The sequence below is a fragment of the Paenibacillus pectinilyticus genome, from assembly GCF_001700435.1.
Classification (GTDB): Bacteria; Bacillota; Bacilli; order Paenibacillales; family NBRC-103111; genus Paenibacillus_E; species Paenibacillus_E pectinilyticus.
The window spans coordinates 752,007-770,295 of sequence record NZ_LYPC01000014.1; the positions used below are offsets into that span (position 1 = coordinate 752,007).

General features: G+C 45.3%; 15 protein-coding genes. 13 read left to right on the forward strand and 2 right to left on the reverse strand.

Annotated features, from left to right (window positions below):
* Window positions 1-7 precede the first annotated feature (7 nt).
* Complete coding sequence (locus A8709_RS10325; RefSeq protein WP_065852266.1) at window positions 8-793, forward strand: DeoR/GlpR family DNA-binding transcription regulator; 786 nt, start codon at window positions 8-10, stop codon at window positions 791-793.
* A 23-nt stretch (window positions 794-816) separates the two neighbouring features.
* Here the strand turns inward: A8709_RS10325 and A8709_RS10330 are convergent, their stop codons facing one another.
* On the reverse strand, window positions 817-1,704 hold the full coding sequence (locus A8709_RS10330; RefSeq protein WP_065852267.1) for a LysR family transcriptional regulator: 888 nt from the start codon (window positions 1,702-1,704) through the stop codon (window positions 817-819).
* 166 nt (window positions 1,705-1,870) lie between these two features.
* Here A8709_RS10330 and A8709_RS10335 point away from each other — a divergent pair, with 166 nt between their 5' ends.
* The 6 genes from A8709_RS10335 (at window position 1,871) to A8709_RS10360 (ending at window position 8,120) form a co-directional block, all read left to right on the forward strand.
* Entirely contained in the window at window positions 1,871-2,656 is a 786-nt protein-coding gene (locus A8709_RS10335) for a 3-hydroxybutyrate dehydrogenase (RefSeq protein ID WP_065852268.1), read from the forward strand.
* Between the two features lie 27 nt (window positions 2,657-2,683).
* Window positions 2,684-3,391, forward strand: coding sequence for a CoA transferase subunit A (locus tag A8709_RS10340; RefSeq protein WP_065852269.1), 708 nt, complete (start codon window positions 2,684-2,686; stop codon window positions 3,389-3,391).
* Window positions 3,388-4,062: a 3-oxoacid CoA-transferase subunit B gene (locus A8709_RS10345; protein WP_065852270.1), complete on the forward strand. Its 675-nt coding sequence runs from the start codon at window positions 3,388-3,390 to the stop codon at window positions 4,060-4,062. The genes A8709_RS10340 and A8709_RS10345 overlap by 4 nt, the downstream gene beginning before the upstream one ends.
* Window positions 4,059-5,246 carry an acetyl-CoA C-acetyltransferase gene (locus A8709_RS10350; protein WP_065852271.1) on the forward strand — a complete coding sequence of 396 codons (1,188 nt, stop codon included), beginning with the start codon at window positions 4,059-4,061 and terminating at the stop codon, window positions 5,244-5,246. The genes A8709_RS10345 and A8709_RS10350 overlap by 4 nt, the downstream gene beginning before the upstream one ends.
* Before the next feature lie 241 nt (window positions 5,247-5,487).
* Window positions 5,488-6,933: a hypothetical protein gene (locus A8709_RS10355; RefSeq protein ID WP_065852272.1), complete on the forward strand. Its 1,446-nt coding sequence runs from the start codon at window positions 5,488-5,490 to the stop codon at window positions 6,931-6,933.
* Window positions 6,934-6,977: 44 nt separating this feature from the next.
* Window positions 6,978-8,120 carry a winged helix DNA-binding domain-containing protein gene (locus A8709_RS10360; protein ID WP_244163152.1) on the forward strand — a complete coding sequence of 381 codons (1,143 nt, stop codon included), beginning with the start codon at window positions 6,978-6,980 and terminating at the stop codon, window positions 8,118-8,120.
* A 276-nt stretch (window positions 8,121-8,396) separates the two neighbouring features.
* Here A8709_RS10360 and A8709_RS10365 read toward each other — a convergent pair whose 3' ends face one another.
* Window positions 8,397-9,233, reverse strand: coding sequence for an aminoglycoside phosphotransferase family protein (locus A8709_RS10365; RefSeq protein ID WP_065852273.1), 837 nt, complete (start codon window positions 9,231-9,233; stop codon window positions 8,397-8,399).
* A 276-nt stretch (window positions 9,234-9,509) separates the two neighbouring features.
* Between A8709_RS10365 and A8709_RS10370 the strand changes: the two genes are divergently transcribed.
* From A8709_RS10370 to A8709_RS10395, 6 genes are all read left to right on the forward strand, one after another.
* Complete coding sequence (locus A8709_RS10370) at window positions 9,510-11,189, forward strand: sugar ABC transporter substrate-binding protein (protein ID WP_425262319.1); 1,680 nt, start codon at window positions 9,510-9,512, stop codon at window positions 11,187-11,189.
* 71 nt (window positions 11,190-11,260) lie between these two features.
* Complete coding sequence (locus A8709_RS10375; protein WP_065852275.1) at window positions 11,261-12,235, forward strand: ABC transporter permease; 975 nt, start codon at window positions 11,261-11,263, stop codon at window positions 12,233-12,235.
* A gap of 13 nt (window positions 12,236-12,248) precedes the next feature.
* Window positions 12,249-13,160: a carbohydrate ABC transporter permease gene (locus A8709_RS10380; RefSeq protein WP_065852276.1), complete on the forward strand. Its 912-nt coding sequence runs from the start codon at window positions 12,249-12,251 to the stop codon at window positions 13,158-13,160.
* A gap of 147 nt (window positions 13,161-13,307) precedes the next feature.
* Entirely contained in the window at window positions 13,308-14,828 is a 1,521-nt protein-coding gene (locus tag A8709_RS10385) for a response regulator (RefSeq protein ID WP_065852277.1), read from the forward strand.
* Between the two features lie 32 nt (window positions 14,829-14,860).
* Window positions 14,861-16,684, forward strand: a complete 1,824-nt coding sequence (locus A8709_RS10390; protein WP_065852278.1) for a sensor histidine kinase — start codon at window positions 14,861-14,863, stop codon at window positions 16,682-16,684.
* A complete protein-coding gene (locus A8709_RS10395) occupies window positions 16,677-18,221 on the forward strand; it encodes a response regulator transcription factor (RefSeq protein ID WP_065852279.1) in 1,545 nt (514 codons plus the stop codon). Before A8709_RS10390 ends, A8709_RS10395 begins: the two co-directional genes overlap by 8 nt.
* The last annotated feature ends 68 nt before the right edge of the window (window positions 18,222-18,289 follow it).

Genomic DNA, 18,289 nt, shown 5'->3' on the forward strand with positions numbered 1-18,289 from the left:
GCATGACATGTCATTGATTGGTGAAGAGCGCAAGGATTATATCCTTAACCAGCTGAATCTGGAAGGCAAAGTCAAGACGAATGAATTGGTCGAGAGTCTCGGTGTGTCTTCGGAGTCGATTCGCCGCTATTTAGAGGAGCTGGAGGAAGAGAACAAGCTTAAGCGGGTGTACGGCGGTGCGGTCAAAATCAACCTTTCGCGTGAAGAACCCTCGCAATTAAAGCGCGAAGTGCTGTACGCCGAGGAGAAACGTATCATTGGCCGAGCAGCGGCGACGCTAGTTGAAGACAATGATGTTATTTTCATCGATGATGGCACGACGACGCTCCATATGATTGATTATCTTTTGAACAAAAAAAATATTACCGTATTGACGAATTCCGTACCTGCTCTGTATTTACTGATCGATTATAAAAATAAAGAGCTATTCTCTGGCGATATTTTCTTTATCGGCGGCAAAGTAAGTTCTGTGCAATCTCGTGTGACAGGATCCTTAGCCGAAAAAATGCTAGAAAATTTCTACGCCGACAAAGCCTTCATCTCCATAGACGGGATCATGATCGACAAAGGCATCACCGGTTTTGACGAGGAACGCGGTCAATTAGCCCAAAAAATGATGGAACACGCGAAGCACATCATTGTCGCAACAGATCACTCCAAAATTGGACTCGTCCAATTTTATAAAATGGCTGATCTGAAAGACGTAGATATTATCGTCAGTGATGTCCCCGCGCCTAAGGAATGGGAAGAATATTTGGTGAAAAAAGATGTGACATGGGTAGCGGCTACTTAAGGTTAAATGATTGAATTCGATAACTAAGATCCGCTGTTAGCTATCTGAATAAATCGAATAAACTCCCTCATCGCGTAGGATTGATATTTATCTTTATGCCAAATAATGATCAGATTCCAGGGAATTGTAGGGTTCGTTAAACGTACCGTTGTCACGGATGGATTGTTGATTTTGCTGCAAATCGCTTGCGGAAGGATAGAGATACCCGTATTGGCCGCTACCATTTCAGCAAGAAGATCCCAGTGGGCGCTATTATAGATGACACGCGGCTCATAACCGATACTGCGACAAGCCTGCATAATATGCTTCCGAACAGCGAAGCCATCAGGAAACAAAATAAAGGGTTCATTTTTTAGTTCGCTAAGGTCGACAGCAGCCTTTTCCGCTAGGAAATGGGATTCATGGAGAATAAGCGCTAATTCCTCGTTTAAATAAGGCATGACTTCAAAATCATCCGATTCGACAGGCGCAACAACGACAGCAAGATCCAGGTTTCCCTCTAGAATGCGGCTCTCAACTTTCTTAGCGCCTTCTTCTACGATGTGGAAATCGATTTGTGGATAGGCCTTTTGGAATTTGGCAACAACGCTGGGAAAGAAGATCGTCCCAATGACTGGCGGCAAGCCAATTCGGATGGAACCGGTCTTCAAGTTGGCTACATCATGGAGTATGCTATGAAGATCTTGAACCGATTGCGTGATCAACTGAATCTGTTGGATGGCGGCGCTGCCTGCATCGGTCAATGATATATACTTTCCAGAACGATCAAATAGGATGACCCCGAGTTCTTCTTCGAGTCCCTTTACCATTTTACTCAGTGTTGGCTGAGTTAGGTGAAGGGACTCTGCTGCTTTTGTGAAGTTAAGCTGCTTTGCAATCTCAAGCAAATAGGATAATTGTTTGACATCCATTGTGTATACTCCAACCTATAGACTATTGGCATGATAATCATGCTATATATGAATTTTACCTATGGATCATAGGGTTGTAAAATAAAATTATATTTGTAAGCGTTTTATTACGTGCAGCCTGTTGAAATATTGCTTTCCTAATCTTTTTGCTGAGGAGGTACTTGCCGTGACAAGATTTTTAGAGAGTAGAGTCGCTTTAATTACAGGTGCCGCAAGTGGTATCGGTCTTGAAATCGCTCGAACTTTTGCACGAGAAGGAGCTAAAGTGATCGTTTCGGATGTCAATGCGGAGAAAGCTTGTTTGGCGGCAGAGGATCTGATAGCAGCTGGATGCGATGCCCTCGGACTAGGCTGCGATGTCACGGAGGAAGAGCAATTTCGTGAGGCCATTCTGACTGCAGAACGGACTTTCGGGCGATTGGATATTCTCGTCAATAATGCGGGTTTGCAGCATGTTTCGCCGATCGAGGAGTTTCCAGTGGATAAGTTCGATTTTATGCTAAAAGTGATGGTGACAGGCGCCTTTATCGGCATTAAGCACGCTTTTCCCATTATGAAACGCCAAAACTATGGACGCATCATTAACATGGCATCGATCAATGGTGTCATTGGATTTGCCGGTAAAGCTGCCTACAATAGTGCGAAGCATGGATTAATCGGCTTAACGAAGGTCGCGGCCTTGGAGTGCGCGTCACACGATATTACGGTGAATGCCCTATGTCCTGGCTATGTGGATACTCCGCTTGTGAGGGGCCAATTGGAAGATTTGTCTAGAACGCGAAATGTTCCGTTGAATCAAGTACTGGAAGAAGTGATTTATCCGCTCGTGCCGCAAAAAAGGCTATTACCCGTGGAAGAAATTGCTGAGTATGCCATGCTGATTGCCAGTGATAAAATGCGCGGGGTTACCGGTGCTTCTCTGCTCATTGACGGAGGATATACGGCGCAGTGATTGCCCAAATTGGAAGGAAGAGATCGCATGAATAAACTAGTTGCTTCTGTATCAGATGCCATAAAGGATATTCACCATGGAGCTACACTCATTGTCGGAGGATTTGGACTGTGTGGGATTCCTGAGAATTTGATTGGTACGCTCAAAGAACAGGGAACATCAGATTTGACCGTGGTCAGCAATAACTGTGGCGTCGATGATTGGGGACTTGGGCTGTTGCTGGCAAATAAGCAAATTAAGAAAATGATCTCTTCTTATGTTGGAGAAAATAAAACATTTGAGGGGCAATATTTAAGCGGAGAGCTAGAAGTCGAGCTAGTACCGCAAGGCACATTGGCGGAGCGTATTCGAGCCGGCGGTGCAGGTATTCCAGGATTTTATACCGCTACAGGTGTAGGCACTTTAGTCGCTGAAGGCAAGGAGCACAAAGTGTTCGATGGACGGACTTATCTGTTGGAGCGCGGAATTGTCGGTGACTTTGCCCTTGTCAAAGCTTGGAAAGCGGACACATTAGGGAATCTTGTCTTTCACTTGACATCGCGGAATTTCAACCCGCTTGCAGCAACCGCAGGGAAAGTGACAATTGTGGAAGCTGAGGAAATTGTGCAGGCTGGCGAGCTTCATCCAGATGAGATTCATACGCCAGGCATCTATGTGCAACGGGTTGTAAGAAGTGTCAGCAGTGAAAAGCGGATCGAACGCCTCACGGTACGAAGTGGAGGGCTGCGCAAATGAGTGATGATCGTAACAAAATTGTGATGCGCGCTGTTCAGGAAATTCATGATGGCATGTATGTTAATTTAGGCATCGGCATGCCGACATTACTCGCAAGCTATATCCCGCAAGACTTGACCGTCATGCTGCACTCGGAGAACGGACTGCTTGGCATTGGCCCCTATCCCTGGGAAGGAGAAGAAGATCCCGATTTAATTAATGCGGGCAAAGAAACGGTCACGGCAATCTCAGGCGCGTCTTGCTTTGACAGTGCGGATTCCTTCGCGATGATTCGAGGCGGGCATATCCACTTGGCTATTCTTGGCGGCATGGAAGTTGCTGGTAATGGCGATTTGGCGAACTGGATGATTCCAGGCAAAATGGTCAAAGGCATGGGTGGCGCTATGGATCTAGTCAGCGGCGCACAGCGCATTGTTGTTATCATGGAGCATGTCAATAAATATGGGGAGTCGAAAGTGAAAACGGCTTGCACGCTTCCTCTTACAGGGAAAGGCGTTGTGAACCGGCTCATTACTGATTTGGCGGTTTTTGATTTTATCGCTGGCGATATGGTTTTGGTTGAGCTCCAGTCTGGCGCTACGCTCGAGGAAGTACGTGCCAAAACGGAAGCTGCTTTTCTCATTTCCCCCCATCTGCATAATGGGCATATAACGGAGGGGACTCAAGGATGAGTAAAGATGCAGTAATTGTTAGCGCTGTGCGAACCGCAATTGGTAATTATATGGGAACTCTTTCATGGGTGAGTGCTCCTGAACTTGGCAGCATCGTTATCCGTGAGGCGCTTCAACGTGCTCAGCTTAATGATGATCAAGTAGATGAAGTGATCATGGGGAATGTGCTGCAAGCCGGATTAGGTCAGAATCCGGCTAGGCAAGCCTGGCTGAAAGCAGGCTTTAACCCATTTGTTCCTGCTATGACGATAAACAAAGTCTGCGGATCAGGTCTGAGTGCCGTTATGTTGGCGGCACAAGCGGTAAAGCTTGGCGATGCCGAGATCGTCGTGGCAGGCGGCATGGAGAATATGAGCCAAGCACCTTATCTGCTTCAAGGTGCGCGAGCTGGCCTTCGTATGGGTGATGCTCCCATGGTCGACGCGATGATTCGCGACGGATTATGGTGTGCGATAAGCGACACCCATATGGGCATCACCGCCGAAAATGTGGCGGAGCGCTATGGGCTTTCCCGTGCGGAGCAGGATGAATTCGCCGCTTGGAGTCAGGAGAAAGCGCAGCATGCGCTGCACTCCGGCCGCTTCAGCGATGAAATCGTGCCGGTTGCGATTCCGCAGCGCAAGGGTGAGCCACTGCTTTTTGGGGCGGATGAGTTCCCCCGGGCGGGAACAACGGTTGAAACGCTGAGTAAGCTGCGGCCAGCCTTTAAGCCAGACGGGACCGTCACAGCGGGGAATTCGTCAGGCATCAACGACGGTTCGGCCGCACTTGTCGTGATGTCCGCGGAGAAGGCGGCGGTGCTCGGTTTGAAGCCGCTAGCCCGCATTCGCGGCTATGCAAGTTCCGCACTTGAACCTGCGATGATGGGGCTGGGACCCATTGGGGCTGCTCGCTTGCTGTTTAAGAAAACAGGCGTTTCCGTAGGCGATATCGACCTGTTTGAGATGAATGAAGCTTTCGCGGCTCAATCGCTCGCAGTCGCGCGCGACCTCGGTATTCCATCCGCCAAGTTGAATGTCAACGGCGGTGCACTAGCTTTAGGGCATCCAATCGGAGCCAGTGGAGCGCGTATTCTCGTGTCACTGCTGCATGAATTAGCGAAGCGGAATGGCCGGTTAGGCTTAGCGGCACTATGTATTGGCGGGGGGCAGGGTATAGCTATGCTTGTGGAGCGAGGCGAGTAACAGAAGTCGAGAAAAAGATGCAGATTCGCATTTTTTTCTCGTCAGATGATCGTTTTCCGAGGCTGGCGTGACCGTTTATTTTGATCGATCGGTATGCGCCCCTCTGATGGTATCGATATGAATACCGGCAAGGGGCTATTTAGGACTTCTTCAGTAGAGTAAATTCCCAACTTTACAAACTTTCATTCTGCCCACATTTGGAAAACTATGGTATGATGGTGAAAACTTTTGGGGGAACTAGATGAAGAAGCTTGCCAATTTATTTGCTCTAATCATTGTAATTACTAGTACTGGCTGTAAAAATACGAATGAAGTAAATAGGCAAGCAGATTCTATCCATGCTGCTACTAGTCATGCTCCTATTTCCACTTCTTCTTCCTCTTCCTCGGTCGTGCAATCGCCTGTGCCGATTGTTTCCACACCTGCCAAAGATCAAGTAACCTCCATGAAAGACATGGATGTAATGACCATGACCGATTTCACGAGTTGGAATCACCCCATTAAATCCGTTTTGGACCATTACAATATGCTACCGGTTAAAATGGAGTTATCCCGAAATAAAACATATCCAACCTTCTATTTTAGTACGAATACGGGTTCCCTACTTCCGTTTGACAATAACGAAAACTATTACGGGCAATTGCTTCGAGAAATCTCGAAAGCCAACGGATACTGGGATTACAGTCTGGTGATTCAAGGCAGCAAACCGGCAACCATCGAGGTTATCGGAGATCGTGATGCCCTTAGAGTTCGAAGTATAAAGGTAAACGGCAGTGAAAAGGGATTTTTTTACTTTCCTGAGGATGACGAATTGTATCGCAGGCAAGATGAGGCAATTCGCACCTTACTTCTCTCCCTTAATCGAAATAACTGGCAGTTACAACAAATGCAAGATATTGACCTTGATCAAGACGGAATCCAGGAGAAGTTAGTATCTTTCAGTAAAAGCCTCAAAGATGAAAGTGCTGAGAAACAATTCTATGTCCTTCAAAAAAATGGTACGGGCTATCGGCAAGTTGGTGATCTGAACAGCGGATCTATTGGTTGGCTGAACGGGATGGATATACTCACACTGAATGGTGAAGGGCAGCCGTTCATCTATCTTGAACGAACGAATGGGTCCGGATCAGGCTTTAACCTATATAAGATGGAAAAGGGCACTATAGTAAGCGTTGATGGAAGTTTTCCGCCGAACGGTGATGGATTTCGGGGGATTGCTAAGGGGGCAGATGGACATTACATCAAGACTGCAGTTGAACTGTTCATCGATCGCAGGCTTATACAAACGTTCAAATGGGATGGAAACTCCTTTGTGATATCTTCAACGCAATATGAATATGGAAGGCAAGGGGATGCTTCTTTTGAGTACCCGGACTCACCAGAGAAAGTACTTGAATGTTTTCTAACGGATACTTTTTTCTTGGAGATAGGGGACGATGATCGGAATACGATTCAGAACGAGATGCAGCAGCTTGTTTTAGATCATAGTTTGCTTCAGCTGGACTTGCATCCCAATGACTTTGAAATATTTCCTTATTATGAGATGACACTAAAGACTGTACGCTTAGAAGTTAGTACGGACAGCGTTGTTTTGGTAATGGAAAAAGCGTCAAAGAAGCTTGTATCTGAATTGGTATTAGTAGAGGGACAGTGGAAAATTAAATCGATCACCGTTAAAGCTGCTTAAGCCTTAAGAAATATAATAATCCTTTATATAAGGGGGGCTTGTATGTGAATAAAGGGAAAATGAAGGAAGACATGTCCATATTAAAACAAGATGCTGTTCCCGTCCTTAGCAAGCGTGCTCTGAACCGCGCGTTACTCGCACGGCAGATGCTATTGAAACGCGTTAATTTGCCAGCACTAGATGTGATCGAACGATTAGTCGGTTTGCAGGCGCAGGCTCCGAATTCACCGTATTATGGTTTGTGGACGCGGATCGAAGGCTTCCGACAGGAAGAACTGAGCCGTCTGATTCAAGAAAAGAGGGCAGTGCGCATCGCGCTGATGCGTGCGACGATTCACTTGGTTTCTGCTCGCGATTATCGGGAGTTGCGTCCTTTGATGCAACTTGTCCTTGAGCGCGGACTTAAGGGGAACTACGGCAAGTACCTCTTGGGTGTAGATGAAAAAGCGCTTGCTGACGCAGGCCTTGCACTGGTCGAAGAGCAGCCGATGACATTCAGTGAGCTCGGCAAGCGGCTAAACGAACAATGGCCAGATCGAGATCCGGAGGCCCTCGCAGCGGCCATTCGGACGTGGGTGCCACTTGTCCAATTGCCACCGCGAGGCCTTTGGGGAGAAAGTGGACAAGCCTTGCACACTTCTGCAGAACGTTGGCTGGGATCATCCAACTCTTCCGAACCAGAGGTGGAGCAGATGATTCAGCGCTATTTGGGAGCCTTTGGGCCAGCCTCTGTCAAGGATATGCAAATGTGGTCGGGTCTAACCAGATTGCGCGATGTCGTCGATAAGCTTCGGCCCCACTTATTCCGCTTCTATGATGAGCAGGGGATTGAATTGTTCGACCTGCCTGAAGCTCCGCGCCCCGATACGGACACCCCATCGCCACCGCGCCTTCTTGGCGATTTTGACAATATACTGCTATCACATGCGGACCGATCAAGGATACTTGATGAGTCTTATCGGAAGCGGGTGTTTACCAATAACGGCATTATCCGCTCCGTGATCCTTATTGACGGATTGGTGAGCGGGTTATGGCGAATCAATCGAAGTCGCGGGACAGCTGTGCTAACCATTGAACCTTTCATCCCACTATCATCTGAGGAACAATATGAGCTAGAGCAAGAGGGGACTCAACTGCTGAATTTCGCGGCGGGTGAGGATCATACACATGAGATCTTGTTCATGTAATAACTATAAAAAACGCGTGTCGTTAACAAACGGCATGCGTTTGTTATATCTAAAAGTAAAAGGTTATTTCTGGCATGACTGGTCATTATTCAAGAAATCTGTTTATAATAACCTAAATTCATTCTGGAATCGTTAGGGTAGCAGGAACTACAACTATTGATTCTCTCGTTTATTTGCATTCTTTTACCGCTCTATATTCTCAGTATGGTCATTTACAATTGGGGAATCCAAACTTTGCAGTACGACTGCTTAAGAGACGATAATTTAAACGCTCTTCTACGCGAGTACCTTCTTTGCAACCTTAAACCAATGTTCTAACCATTCCGGCCAATGTTGAATACACCAACCTACTTGCCTCAGCAGTAAGTAGGACAAGTAGATTGAGATAATCTCCTTACCTACTTGATCCTCGGTGATCTTTTTCAATTTTATCCATGTTGCCGATTCAGGTTCTGAGTACAGCATTAAGGTTAGTAGATCAAAAGTACAATCACCTGCACACGGAAATTGCCAGTCGACAACGCCACTGATTTGATCATGATCTACCAGTAGGTTCTGGTGATGAAAATCAAAATGTACAATATCGTTTGTACGATATGGCTTATTTTCAAACTTCGCTGTTATAGACGTTAGAATGGTTAATAACTCTGCAGTTGTTGAAGAGAATTGGAGGAGCTGTTCATGGGAGCAAAACTCAGATTGTCCGTAAATGACAGCGTTTACAATCATTGAAGGCCAAGTACCTTGATCGGCTTCTCCTTTTTGAAGCTCGTTTAATTCCAAGATTTGTGGTAAATACTTGTGTAAATTATCAGGATTACAAGTAGTACCAGTAAGTTTTTCTTGTATTGTATATTTTCCTCCCAAAGCATGACCGATATGCGTGTAAAGAGGCAATGGATATCCCTTCCGTTTAAGCAAGGCTGTATACGAAGCTGCGTCATCTAGTCTGGCAAGGAGACTTGGGTGATCACTCCATTTTAAAACGTACGCTTCTCCTGATTGATCTTCAATGAAAAAAGCACCCTGTGCGCCATGATTAAATTTTGAAATGAGTCGAAAAGAAGTATCCTTATGCTCATTAATAATGTCTAGAAGATGGAGTGTATCCAAGCCAATCAGCCCCTTATTATGTGTAATGATAAATAGTTACGGTGCATGCATGTAGTGAGTTTCCTTATTATATATCACCCTATTTTTATCATGCCACTCCTGCTAAAATAAAAGGAATTCGTTTACAAGACTGCAATTCGTAGGGGTAAGACCTTTAGTTTGTGAATTGTAAGCGCATTCTTGAAAAGTATAATAAATAGTGTAAGCAGATAACGGATTCACCTAAACCATAATGAATTTTCATGAGAACAAAAAGGGAGGACTAGAAAAATGGTTATGCAAATGAAACGAAACACGTTAGCTGTAATGGTACCTGTTCTTGCCCTTGGATTGACGCTATCCGCATGCAGCAGCTCGAAGGATTCTGAGACTGTGAACAGCTCCGCTTCTCCAAGCGGCAGTCAGACAGCAACGCCTGCGGCAACGAAAAGTGATGCGATCAAACCTGTTACATTGTCGATGTTCATTGACAGCCCTTACCAACAGCCTACGCCTGATAACAAGATCTACAAGATGATTAAAGATAAAACAGGTGTGAGTCTGAAAATGGAGTTTCTGGTCGGTGACTTACAACAGAAACTTGGGGTCATGATTGCTGGCGGCGATTATTCAGATATTATGACTGGTAATGATAAGCTCATTGCGGCGGGTGCCTTTGTACCACTCGAAGATTTGCTTGACAAGTATGCACCGAATCTGAAAAAGCATTATGCCTCCGTGTGGAATCAGATCAAGGATCCTGCAAGCGGTCACATTTATGTGTTGCCAAATTTCAACGTGTTTAGCGGTCAATTTAATGAAACCACATATGAAGGCCCGGGTTTTTACCTGCAAAAGGATGTCCTGAAGGAAATGGGATATCCAACTCCGAAAACGTTGGACGACTATTTCGATATCATCGCAAAATACAAAGCGAAACATCCCGATATGATCGGGTTCGAGACGTTGAACTTCGACTGGCGAACATTCCCGCTGCAGAACCCGCCTGAACATTTAGCCGGTCACCCGAATGACGGTGGTGTTATCGTCGAAAATGGAAAAGCGCAAATTTTTGCGGACAAGGATATTGCTAAGAATTACTACAAGAAGCTGAACGATGTTAATGCACAAGGCTTAATGGATAGGGAAGCGCTCGTGCAGAACTATGATCAATATTTGGCGAAAATTGCTAGCGGTCGTGTTATTGGGATGTTTGACCAGCACTGGAATTTCGGTGACGGCGAGAATTCCTTGAAATCACAAAATAAAATCGGCAGTACGTATGTTGGGTTCCCACTTCTTTATCCAGGTGCCCAAGAGTACTATCGTGACCGTCCAGCGCTGAACATTAACCGTGGATACGGGATTTCGACGAAAGCTAAGGATCCTGTTCAAATTATTAAATTCCTTGACTCGCTGATGACGGAAGAGTGGCAGAAGACACTTCAATGGGGGATTCAAGGCGAAGATTATGAAGTGAAAGATGGCAAGTTCTACCGTACGCCTGAACAGCGCGCGAAAGCAGACGATAATACATGGAAGCTTGCGAATAAAGCAGAAGCGTTCTTCTTCAATTCGCCGAAGATGCAAGGGACGTATAGTGATGGAAATGCAACAGATCCGGGCACACAGCCGCAAGAATTCTTCGACAGCTTGAAGCCGCAAGATCAAGAAGTGCTGAAGGCCTACAACCATAAGACATGGGCGGAGTTCTTCAAAACACCTGTTGATAATCCAATTTACTATCCAGCGTGGAGCATTGACTTAGTGGATGGTTCACCGGCGAAAGTGGCCCAAACGAAGCTGAATGACCTCTCCGTGAAATATTTACCGAAAGCCATTTTGGCCAAACCGGATGACTTTGAAGGGGTATGGAAGGAATACACTGAACAGATTAGCAAGAACAATATGAAAGCATATGAAGATCGTATTAATGATCAAATTAACTGGCGTATTCAGAATTGGAGCAGTAAATAAGAGGACAACACACGCTGCAGAGTGGGGGAGACTCAGGTCTTCTCCGCTTTACTTCCTAGGAGGGAATGTCGATGGCCGAGACCGTACTGACCAAGAAACCAAAGAAAAAGCAAAAAATCGATCCGGAAATCGGCGTCGGTATAAGTTGGAAGACGATCAAAAATCAAAAGCAATTAATTCTAATGTCATTCCCGATCTTGATTTATGTAGTAATCTTCAATTATGTACCGATCTGGGGCTGGTTAATGGCGTTCCAGAACTATCGTCCCGCTTTGAAATTTTCCAAGCAGCAGTGGGTGGGGCTTAAGCAGTTTAAATTCTTATTTCAGGATGATACGTTTTTGACGGTGCTTCGCAACACGCTTGCTATGAGTATAATCAATTTGGTTCTTAGCTTTGGGACGGCTATTCTATTAGCCCTTCTATTAAATGAAATTAAAGTTCGTTTCTGGAAGCGTTCCATTCAAACGATTTCGTATCTGCCCCATTTTCTCTCCTGGATCATTGCTGCGGGGATTGTAGCAACATCGTTATCGGTTGATGATGGGATTGTTAATCAGTTGTTGATGAAGCTGCACGTGATTAAAGAACCCGTGATGTGGCTTAGTGAAGGCAAGTATTTCTGGGGAATAGTAGGTTTGTCTAATGTGTGGAAAGAGGTAGGCTGGAACACGATCATTTACCTGGCAGCCATCACCTCAATTGATCCGTCGTTATATGAATCTGCGGGGATCGACGGTGCCAACCGTTACCAAAAGATTCTGCACGTTACATTGCCCGGGATTAAGTCGACGTTTATCATTTTATTAATTATGAACATTGGACATATCCTAGATGCAGGTTTTGAAATTCAGTACCTGCTCGGTAACGGATTGATCGTCGATTGGTCACAAACGATTGATATTTTTGTACTCAAGTACGGGATTGCTTTAGGTAACTATTCGCTGGCAACAGCAGCAGGTATTTTCAAAACAGTTGTAAGTATAATCCTTATTGTAATTGCAAATTCTACCGCCAAACGCCTTGGTGAAGAGCGGTTGATATAAAGGAGAGATGATGATGGGAACTACGACAGCGCGCAGAACTCGGATGGAGCCGGTTCTGTTCCATACGATTAACGGCATCTTCATGCTCATTCTTGCTATAGTGACACTTTATCCGTTTCTTCATACCTTAACGATTTCATTCAATGAAGGCAACGATGCACTGCGTGGGGGCATTTATTTATGGCCACGATCCTGGTCGTTGCAAAATTATAAGGCGATATTTATTTCGGGGACGATTTACCATGCCGCTTGGATTTCCGTCGCTCGTACGCTTACAACGACTGTATTGGGCGTGTTTCTCACAACGATGCTTGCCTATACTTTAGCGCAGCCACAATACATTTTTCGGAAAATGATCGGCTTAATTTTTGTGCTAACGATGTATTTTAATGCGGGGCTTATTCCTAATTACTTTCTGATCAAAAGCCTGGGGCTGCTGAATAACTTTTGGGTGTATGTGTTTCCAGGCATGGTGAGTGCGTTTAACCTCATCGTGATTCGAACCTACATTCGAACCCTGCCATCAGGCTTGGTTGAGTCTGCGAAAATGGATGGAGCCGGTGATTTCACGATTTTTATACGGATTATTTTCCCGCTCTGTACGCCTGTTTTAGCTACCATTGCCTTATTTATTGCAGTAGGTTCTTGGAATTCCTGGTTTGATACATTTTTATATGCCTCTTCAGATTTGAAATTGAGTACACTTCAATATGAAATGATGAAGCTTCTTGGCTCAACGATGAACAGCAACAGTGATCCTGGCTTGTTGGCGGGGGCAAACACGAATCAAACCAAAGCAATGGTAACTCCATCTTCTATCCGTGCGGCGATCACGATTGTGGCTGCGGTTCCGATCCTGTTCGTGTATCCTTTTTTACAGCGGTACTTTATCGTCGGGATGAACTTAGGAAGTGTGAAGGAATAGCTAGATAAAATAAATAACGTTTTCCAATCATTACCTGCCGTTTAAGCCCTGTGCTGAGCGGTTTTATTTCCATTTAGGTAGGCTATTCCTATATTAAGATTTTCCTATATAATAGTCATATATATCCTCTAGAGTGAGGTGTTTTCCATGTTGAGGGTCCTATTTGCCGATGATGAGCCCTTCATGTTAGAGGGACTTCGGTCAATGATTGATTGGCATAAGTTAGGCTTTGTCGTGTGCGGTGAAGCGTTGGATGGGGAAGATGCGCTAGCCCTGATGAACGTGACTGAACCTCATTTGGTGCTAACTGATGTGCGCATGCCCGTTATTGATGGATTAGGTTTGATTGAACAAGCCTCATTCCTCTATCCAAACACGAAATTTATTATTTTAAGCGGCTATGCAGATTTTGACTATGCCAAAAGAGCGATGCGACATGGCGTAGCGAATTATCTAATGAAGCCCCTTATGGAATCGGAGCTTGAAAAAGCTGTGGAAGCGGTAACCATAACGATTCGAGAACAGGAAACTCGCAGTCAGTACGAAAACACGGCCTTAGATCGCATTCGAATGGAAACGATTTCAAGGCTGCTGAGAGGAGAAAAAAGGCAGATCTGGATCGAACAAGCGCAAGCTTTGCTTGATCTCGATGAGCATGTTCGATTTCGTTGTCTTTTGCTCGAACCAGCAGATGAAGGAACCATTGACTCCAATCCTATCGAGATGATTTTAGAAACGCTACAGTTTTCGCAAGCGACGCTTCTTCCATTCGGAGTAGGCAAAGAGCGTCAAGGATTTCTACTCATAGCGGGTCCAGAGAATCAATCGCTTACCCCTGCAGTGACTATGGAGATGATTGGCAAAATCCGCAGTAGTAGCGGCAGTGCTCTTTCGATGGCTGTCAGCAGCGAACATCGGGGACCTCACGCTTTAAATGAAGCATTCTGCGAGGCGCTAATGGCTGAAATTTGCAGATGTCCATCTGATTTTGATGGCGTCCATTTCTATCAAAGGGAACGCATAGCTGACACTGCGGATGTGCCTATCGGGATGACACAGTCCATTCTAGATGCCGTATCGAATGGAAATGGGGAAGCGGTGCGTGACCATGTGCACCAGTTATTCGTAGCACTTTCCAGGCAATCTGTCTCGGTGTCATGGGTGGGGGCTTATCTATCGAATATTAAGTTCGATATCCTTCGCGTCATTACCCAGTGCGGCGGTGAGCCTGATCTATGGGTCAGAAAATGGTTTGTTCCCGCACTTGCTGCGGATCTGGGTATCTTGGAACGAAGAATAACGCAGGAATTCCTGCAAGCCGCAGCGTGGATTGGCCAAGAAAAAAGCAACAAGCAAGATGCGGTCATTTCCGCAGCGGAAGACTACGTCAAAGCGCATTTCAGCGAAAAGCTGCAGCTCCAACATGTCGCAGAGCATTTCCGGATGAATTCGGCCTATTTTGGCCAGCGGTTTAAGAAACAAACGGGTCTCACCTTTAATGAATATTTGCATGTGGTCCGCATTGACGAAGCCAAAAAGTTACTTCGACGTGAAGAACTGAAAATATCCGATATTGCTGGCCGAGTTGGGTACTCGGATTCAGAGCAATTCGTATCCAAGTTCAAATCCCTTACCGGCAAGCTACCCTCCGCCTTCAAGAAGGGCTAACTAACGACTTATGACTGACAAGGAGAACGAAAATGAACCGGAGATGGAAGTTGTTGGGAACCGTTAATGATATTCCTCTTAAATTTAAATTTCTAATCATCTACTTACTGTGCGTTCTCCTGCCAATTATGTGTATCAACAGCTTATTTTATATGCAGGATAGTAAAAATACGGAACGAAGAGAGATGGACAATCTACGGATTTCTTTGGATCGCGCCGGAAATGAAATTATGCAAATGATCAATGAGGGTGTCGTGATTGGCAACGCCGTATCCGCTGATCGTGTCTTTAATGAAATGCTCGAATATACCTATTCGGATAATGTTGCCTACTACGAAGAATATGATAGTTACCTCCGAGATAAATTAGGACAGTATCCCAATATTTATCCCTATATATCTTGGATCGGAGTGTATACTTCGAATCCAACACTATCGAACGGTGGAAGCTACTTTATGCTGAAGCCTAATGATTTGCAAAGTGAATGGTATCGGAAAATGAACGATGAGAAAAATAAGGTAACCGTGACTTCCTATCTGGATACCAATCCGATGAATCCCGAGGAGAAGCTGGTGTATGTCAGTATCATTCGGAAGCTGGACAATTTCCCGGATCTCATGAAATTCCCGAAATATTTGCGCATCGACATTCGCATGGATAAGCTGCTTGAGCTTTTTGAGAAAGAGCACAACTACTTGCTAATCAAACTGGTGGATGAGGAAAATCGTCTTGTTCTGGAATCATCTGGCGCCTATAAAGGCGTAGGAGAGCTGCTGCCGACTCTACCTGTCAATAGCGCAAATCAACTGACAGGCTTGCCATCGAAGAGCTTCGTCAGTCCCCTTGGCACAGCGAGCTTTGTGCTAAACTGGCGGCTAATCGGGATTCCAGAAGGAAGTCGGGCGGCGGAAGAACGGAAAGGAGTTCTTCATTTCTTCACATGGTTGACGCTTATTAGCACGATTATTCCGACCCTCTTGATTTATATTATTATGCATTCCTTCAATTTCCGGGTTAGAAAGCTTTCTAAGCATATGCAACTCGTGAAAAATGAGCGATTTGAGCCAATCACGATGTATGAGGGTAAGGATGAGATAGGCGGACTCCTGCGCAGCTTCAATCTCATGACGGAGAAGATCCGTAATTTAATTCATGATGTTTACAAGCTGGAGATTCAAAAGAAAGACTTAGAGCTCGAACGTGTGCAGGCTGAGTTGAATTATTTGCAGAGCCAGGTCGATCCCCATTTCCTATTCAATACGTTGAATGCGATTCTTGTCGTTTGTAAGAAATATCGCTATGAGCATGTGACGGAGATCATCCAAAACTTATCTCAAATTTTAAGAAGGCTGCTCAGCTGGAAAGAGGATTTGGTGACATTGGAGGAAGAGCTGAGTTTCACAGAAATGTATTTACAGATCGAGAAATTCCGCTTCCAAGACCGGTTTCATTATGAATTGATCGCCGATGAATCGGTTCTTCCTTACCGTATCCCGAAAATGAGTATTCAGTCACTTGTTGAAAATTCATGCAAGCATGGGCTCCAATCGGTCAAAGGGAATCGTCGAATTCGCATTTCCGTAGAGATCGTAGGGGCGAAAATGCGGATGAGGGTTGAAGATAATGGCATAGGAATGAAAGCAGAGAAGCTGGACGAGATTGTGGGAAGCCTGTTCAAAGGCGAAGACAATGGCAAAAATGTCGGGCTGCGCAATGTGTACCGTCGTCTCAATCTGTTTTACGCAGAACGTTCCCTGTTTCAGATTGAAAGCATCCCCTATGAGAAGACGAGTGTTACAATACAAATTCCTCTGAGTTTAATTAAGAAGCAGGAGGAGGTACGAGAACATGTATAAGGTGATGTTTGCTGATGATGAGCCTTTCGCGTTAGAGGGGATAAGTTTCATGGCCGATTGGGAAGCGCTTGGCTTTGAGATTGTCGGTATGTGTGAGAATGGGGAGGAAGCGTTGGCTTGCATAGAAGCTCATAATCCCGATCTTGTGGTAACAGATATTCGGATGCCGGTAATCGATGGATTAGAATTGATTGAAACTGTGCAAAAGACAGGCAGTGACCCGATCTTCATCATTTTAAGCGGCTATAACGATTTTGAGTACGCAAGATCCGCTTTGAGGTTTGGTGTTAAGCATTATTTGCTTAAACCGGCCTTAGACAGCGAATGGGATGCCATCATGGGGCTCGTTATTCAGGAGCTGCAGCACCGCGAAAAGCAAAAGGTACAGCATGATCTCGTTTCTAACCTGCTCGTATCGACGATCCTTGCACAGATACTTCGAGGGGAAATCTCGGCAGCAGACGAGAACGTTAGGGAATCGCTGCAGCCTTTGGAGCAAGAAGGTGGGGGCTGGAGGTACATCCACATCGAATGGTTGAATGGAACTCCTCAGGGATTGGATTCCCACCATTTGCTCTCTGAAAATGCCATGCTCATCGATTTATCTGAGAATCAGAACGGACTTGTGGTACCCTCTTTTCCCGATATGAAGGAATGGACGCAAAAGCTGTACAAAGATTTGCAGCAACAAGGCAGTGAGTGCTGTCTTTCAATAGGACCACGAGTTGATGCGCTCAGTGATATAGCCTCATCTTATGCAGGTGCGCAAGAAGCTTCGATTTATGGTTTTTTTCATTCTGTAGGGGGACCGCTGGATTACGAGACGATCCATCACAAGGAAATTAGCTATGAACTCAGCGAGCTATCCATCGTAGATGAATGTTTAAGCGCAATTGAGTTGCTTCAGGAGAAGCGGGTCGAAGAGTTGATTAATGATCTGTTCCTACTGTTTACGGAAAATCAAACGGGCCCAGAAGTCGTTCATATGCTAGTTATTCGCATTGTTCTAAAAAGTGCCGCTGTCATGCGGGAGATGGGGATCGATTCGGAGGCACTTCCACAATTTCGTGATTTTACACGAAGGGAGCATCGTTCCCTCTGTGAAGTGAAGGTATCTTTACAGCTCTATATGCAGCAGTACTTGAACCAATTGAAGCAGCATAAAGACAAATTCTCAGGCCATCCGCTTCGCGCCATTGAACGATATATTCAGGAACATTTCCGGGAAGCGCTAACGATTAAAGAGATCGGCGAACGGTTCTTTATGAACGCTGTTTATTTGGGTCAAACTTATATGAAATGGGCAGGGGTCGGCATCATCGAGTATATTCATGATCTGCGTATTCATGAGGCGAAGCGAATGCTGTGTGAGTCAGAAGAAACGATTCGTGTCATTGCTGAACAAATTGGCTATGTCCACTATCATCATTTCCTCAAGGAATTTGAGAAACGCGTCACCGACAAACCTGCCGTTTACAGACAGATTAGCAAAACCCTGAAAAATGGGGGAGATGAAGCTATAGTCTGTGAATTGTAACCGTATTCAGAAGGTTTAATATAAAGGAGGAGACTTGCCTCAACTCGGTGGAGGCACAGATAAAGGAG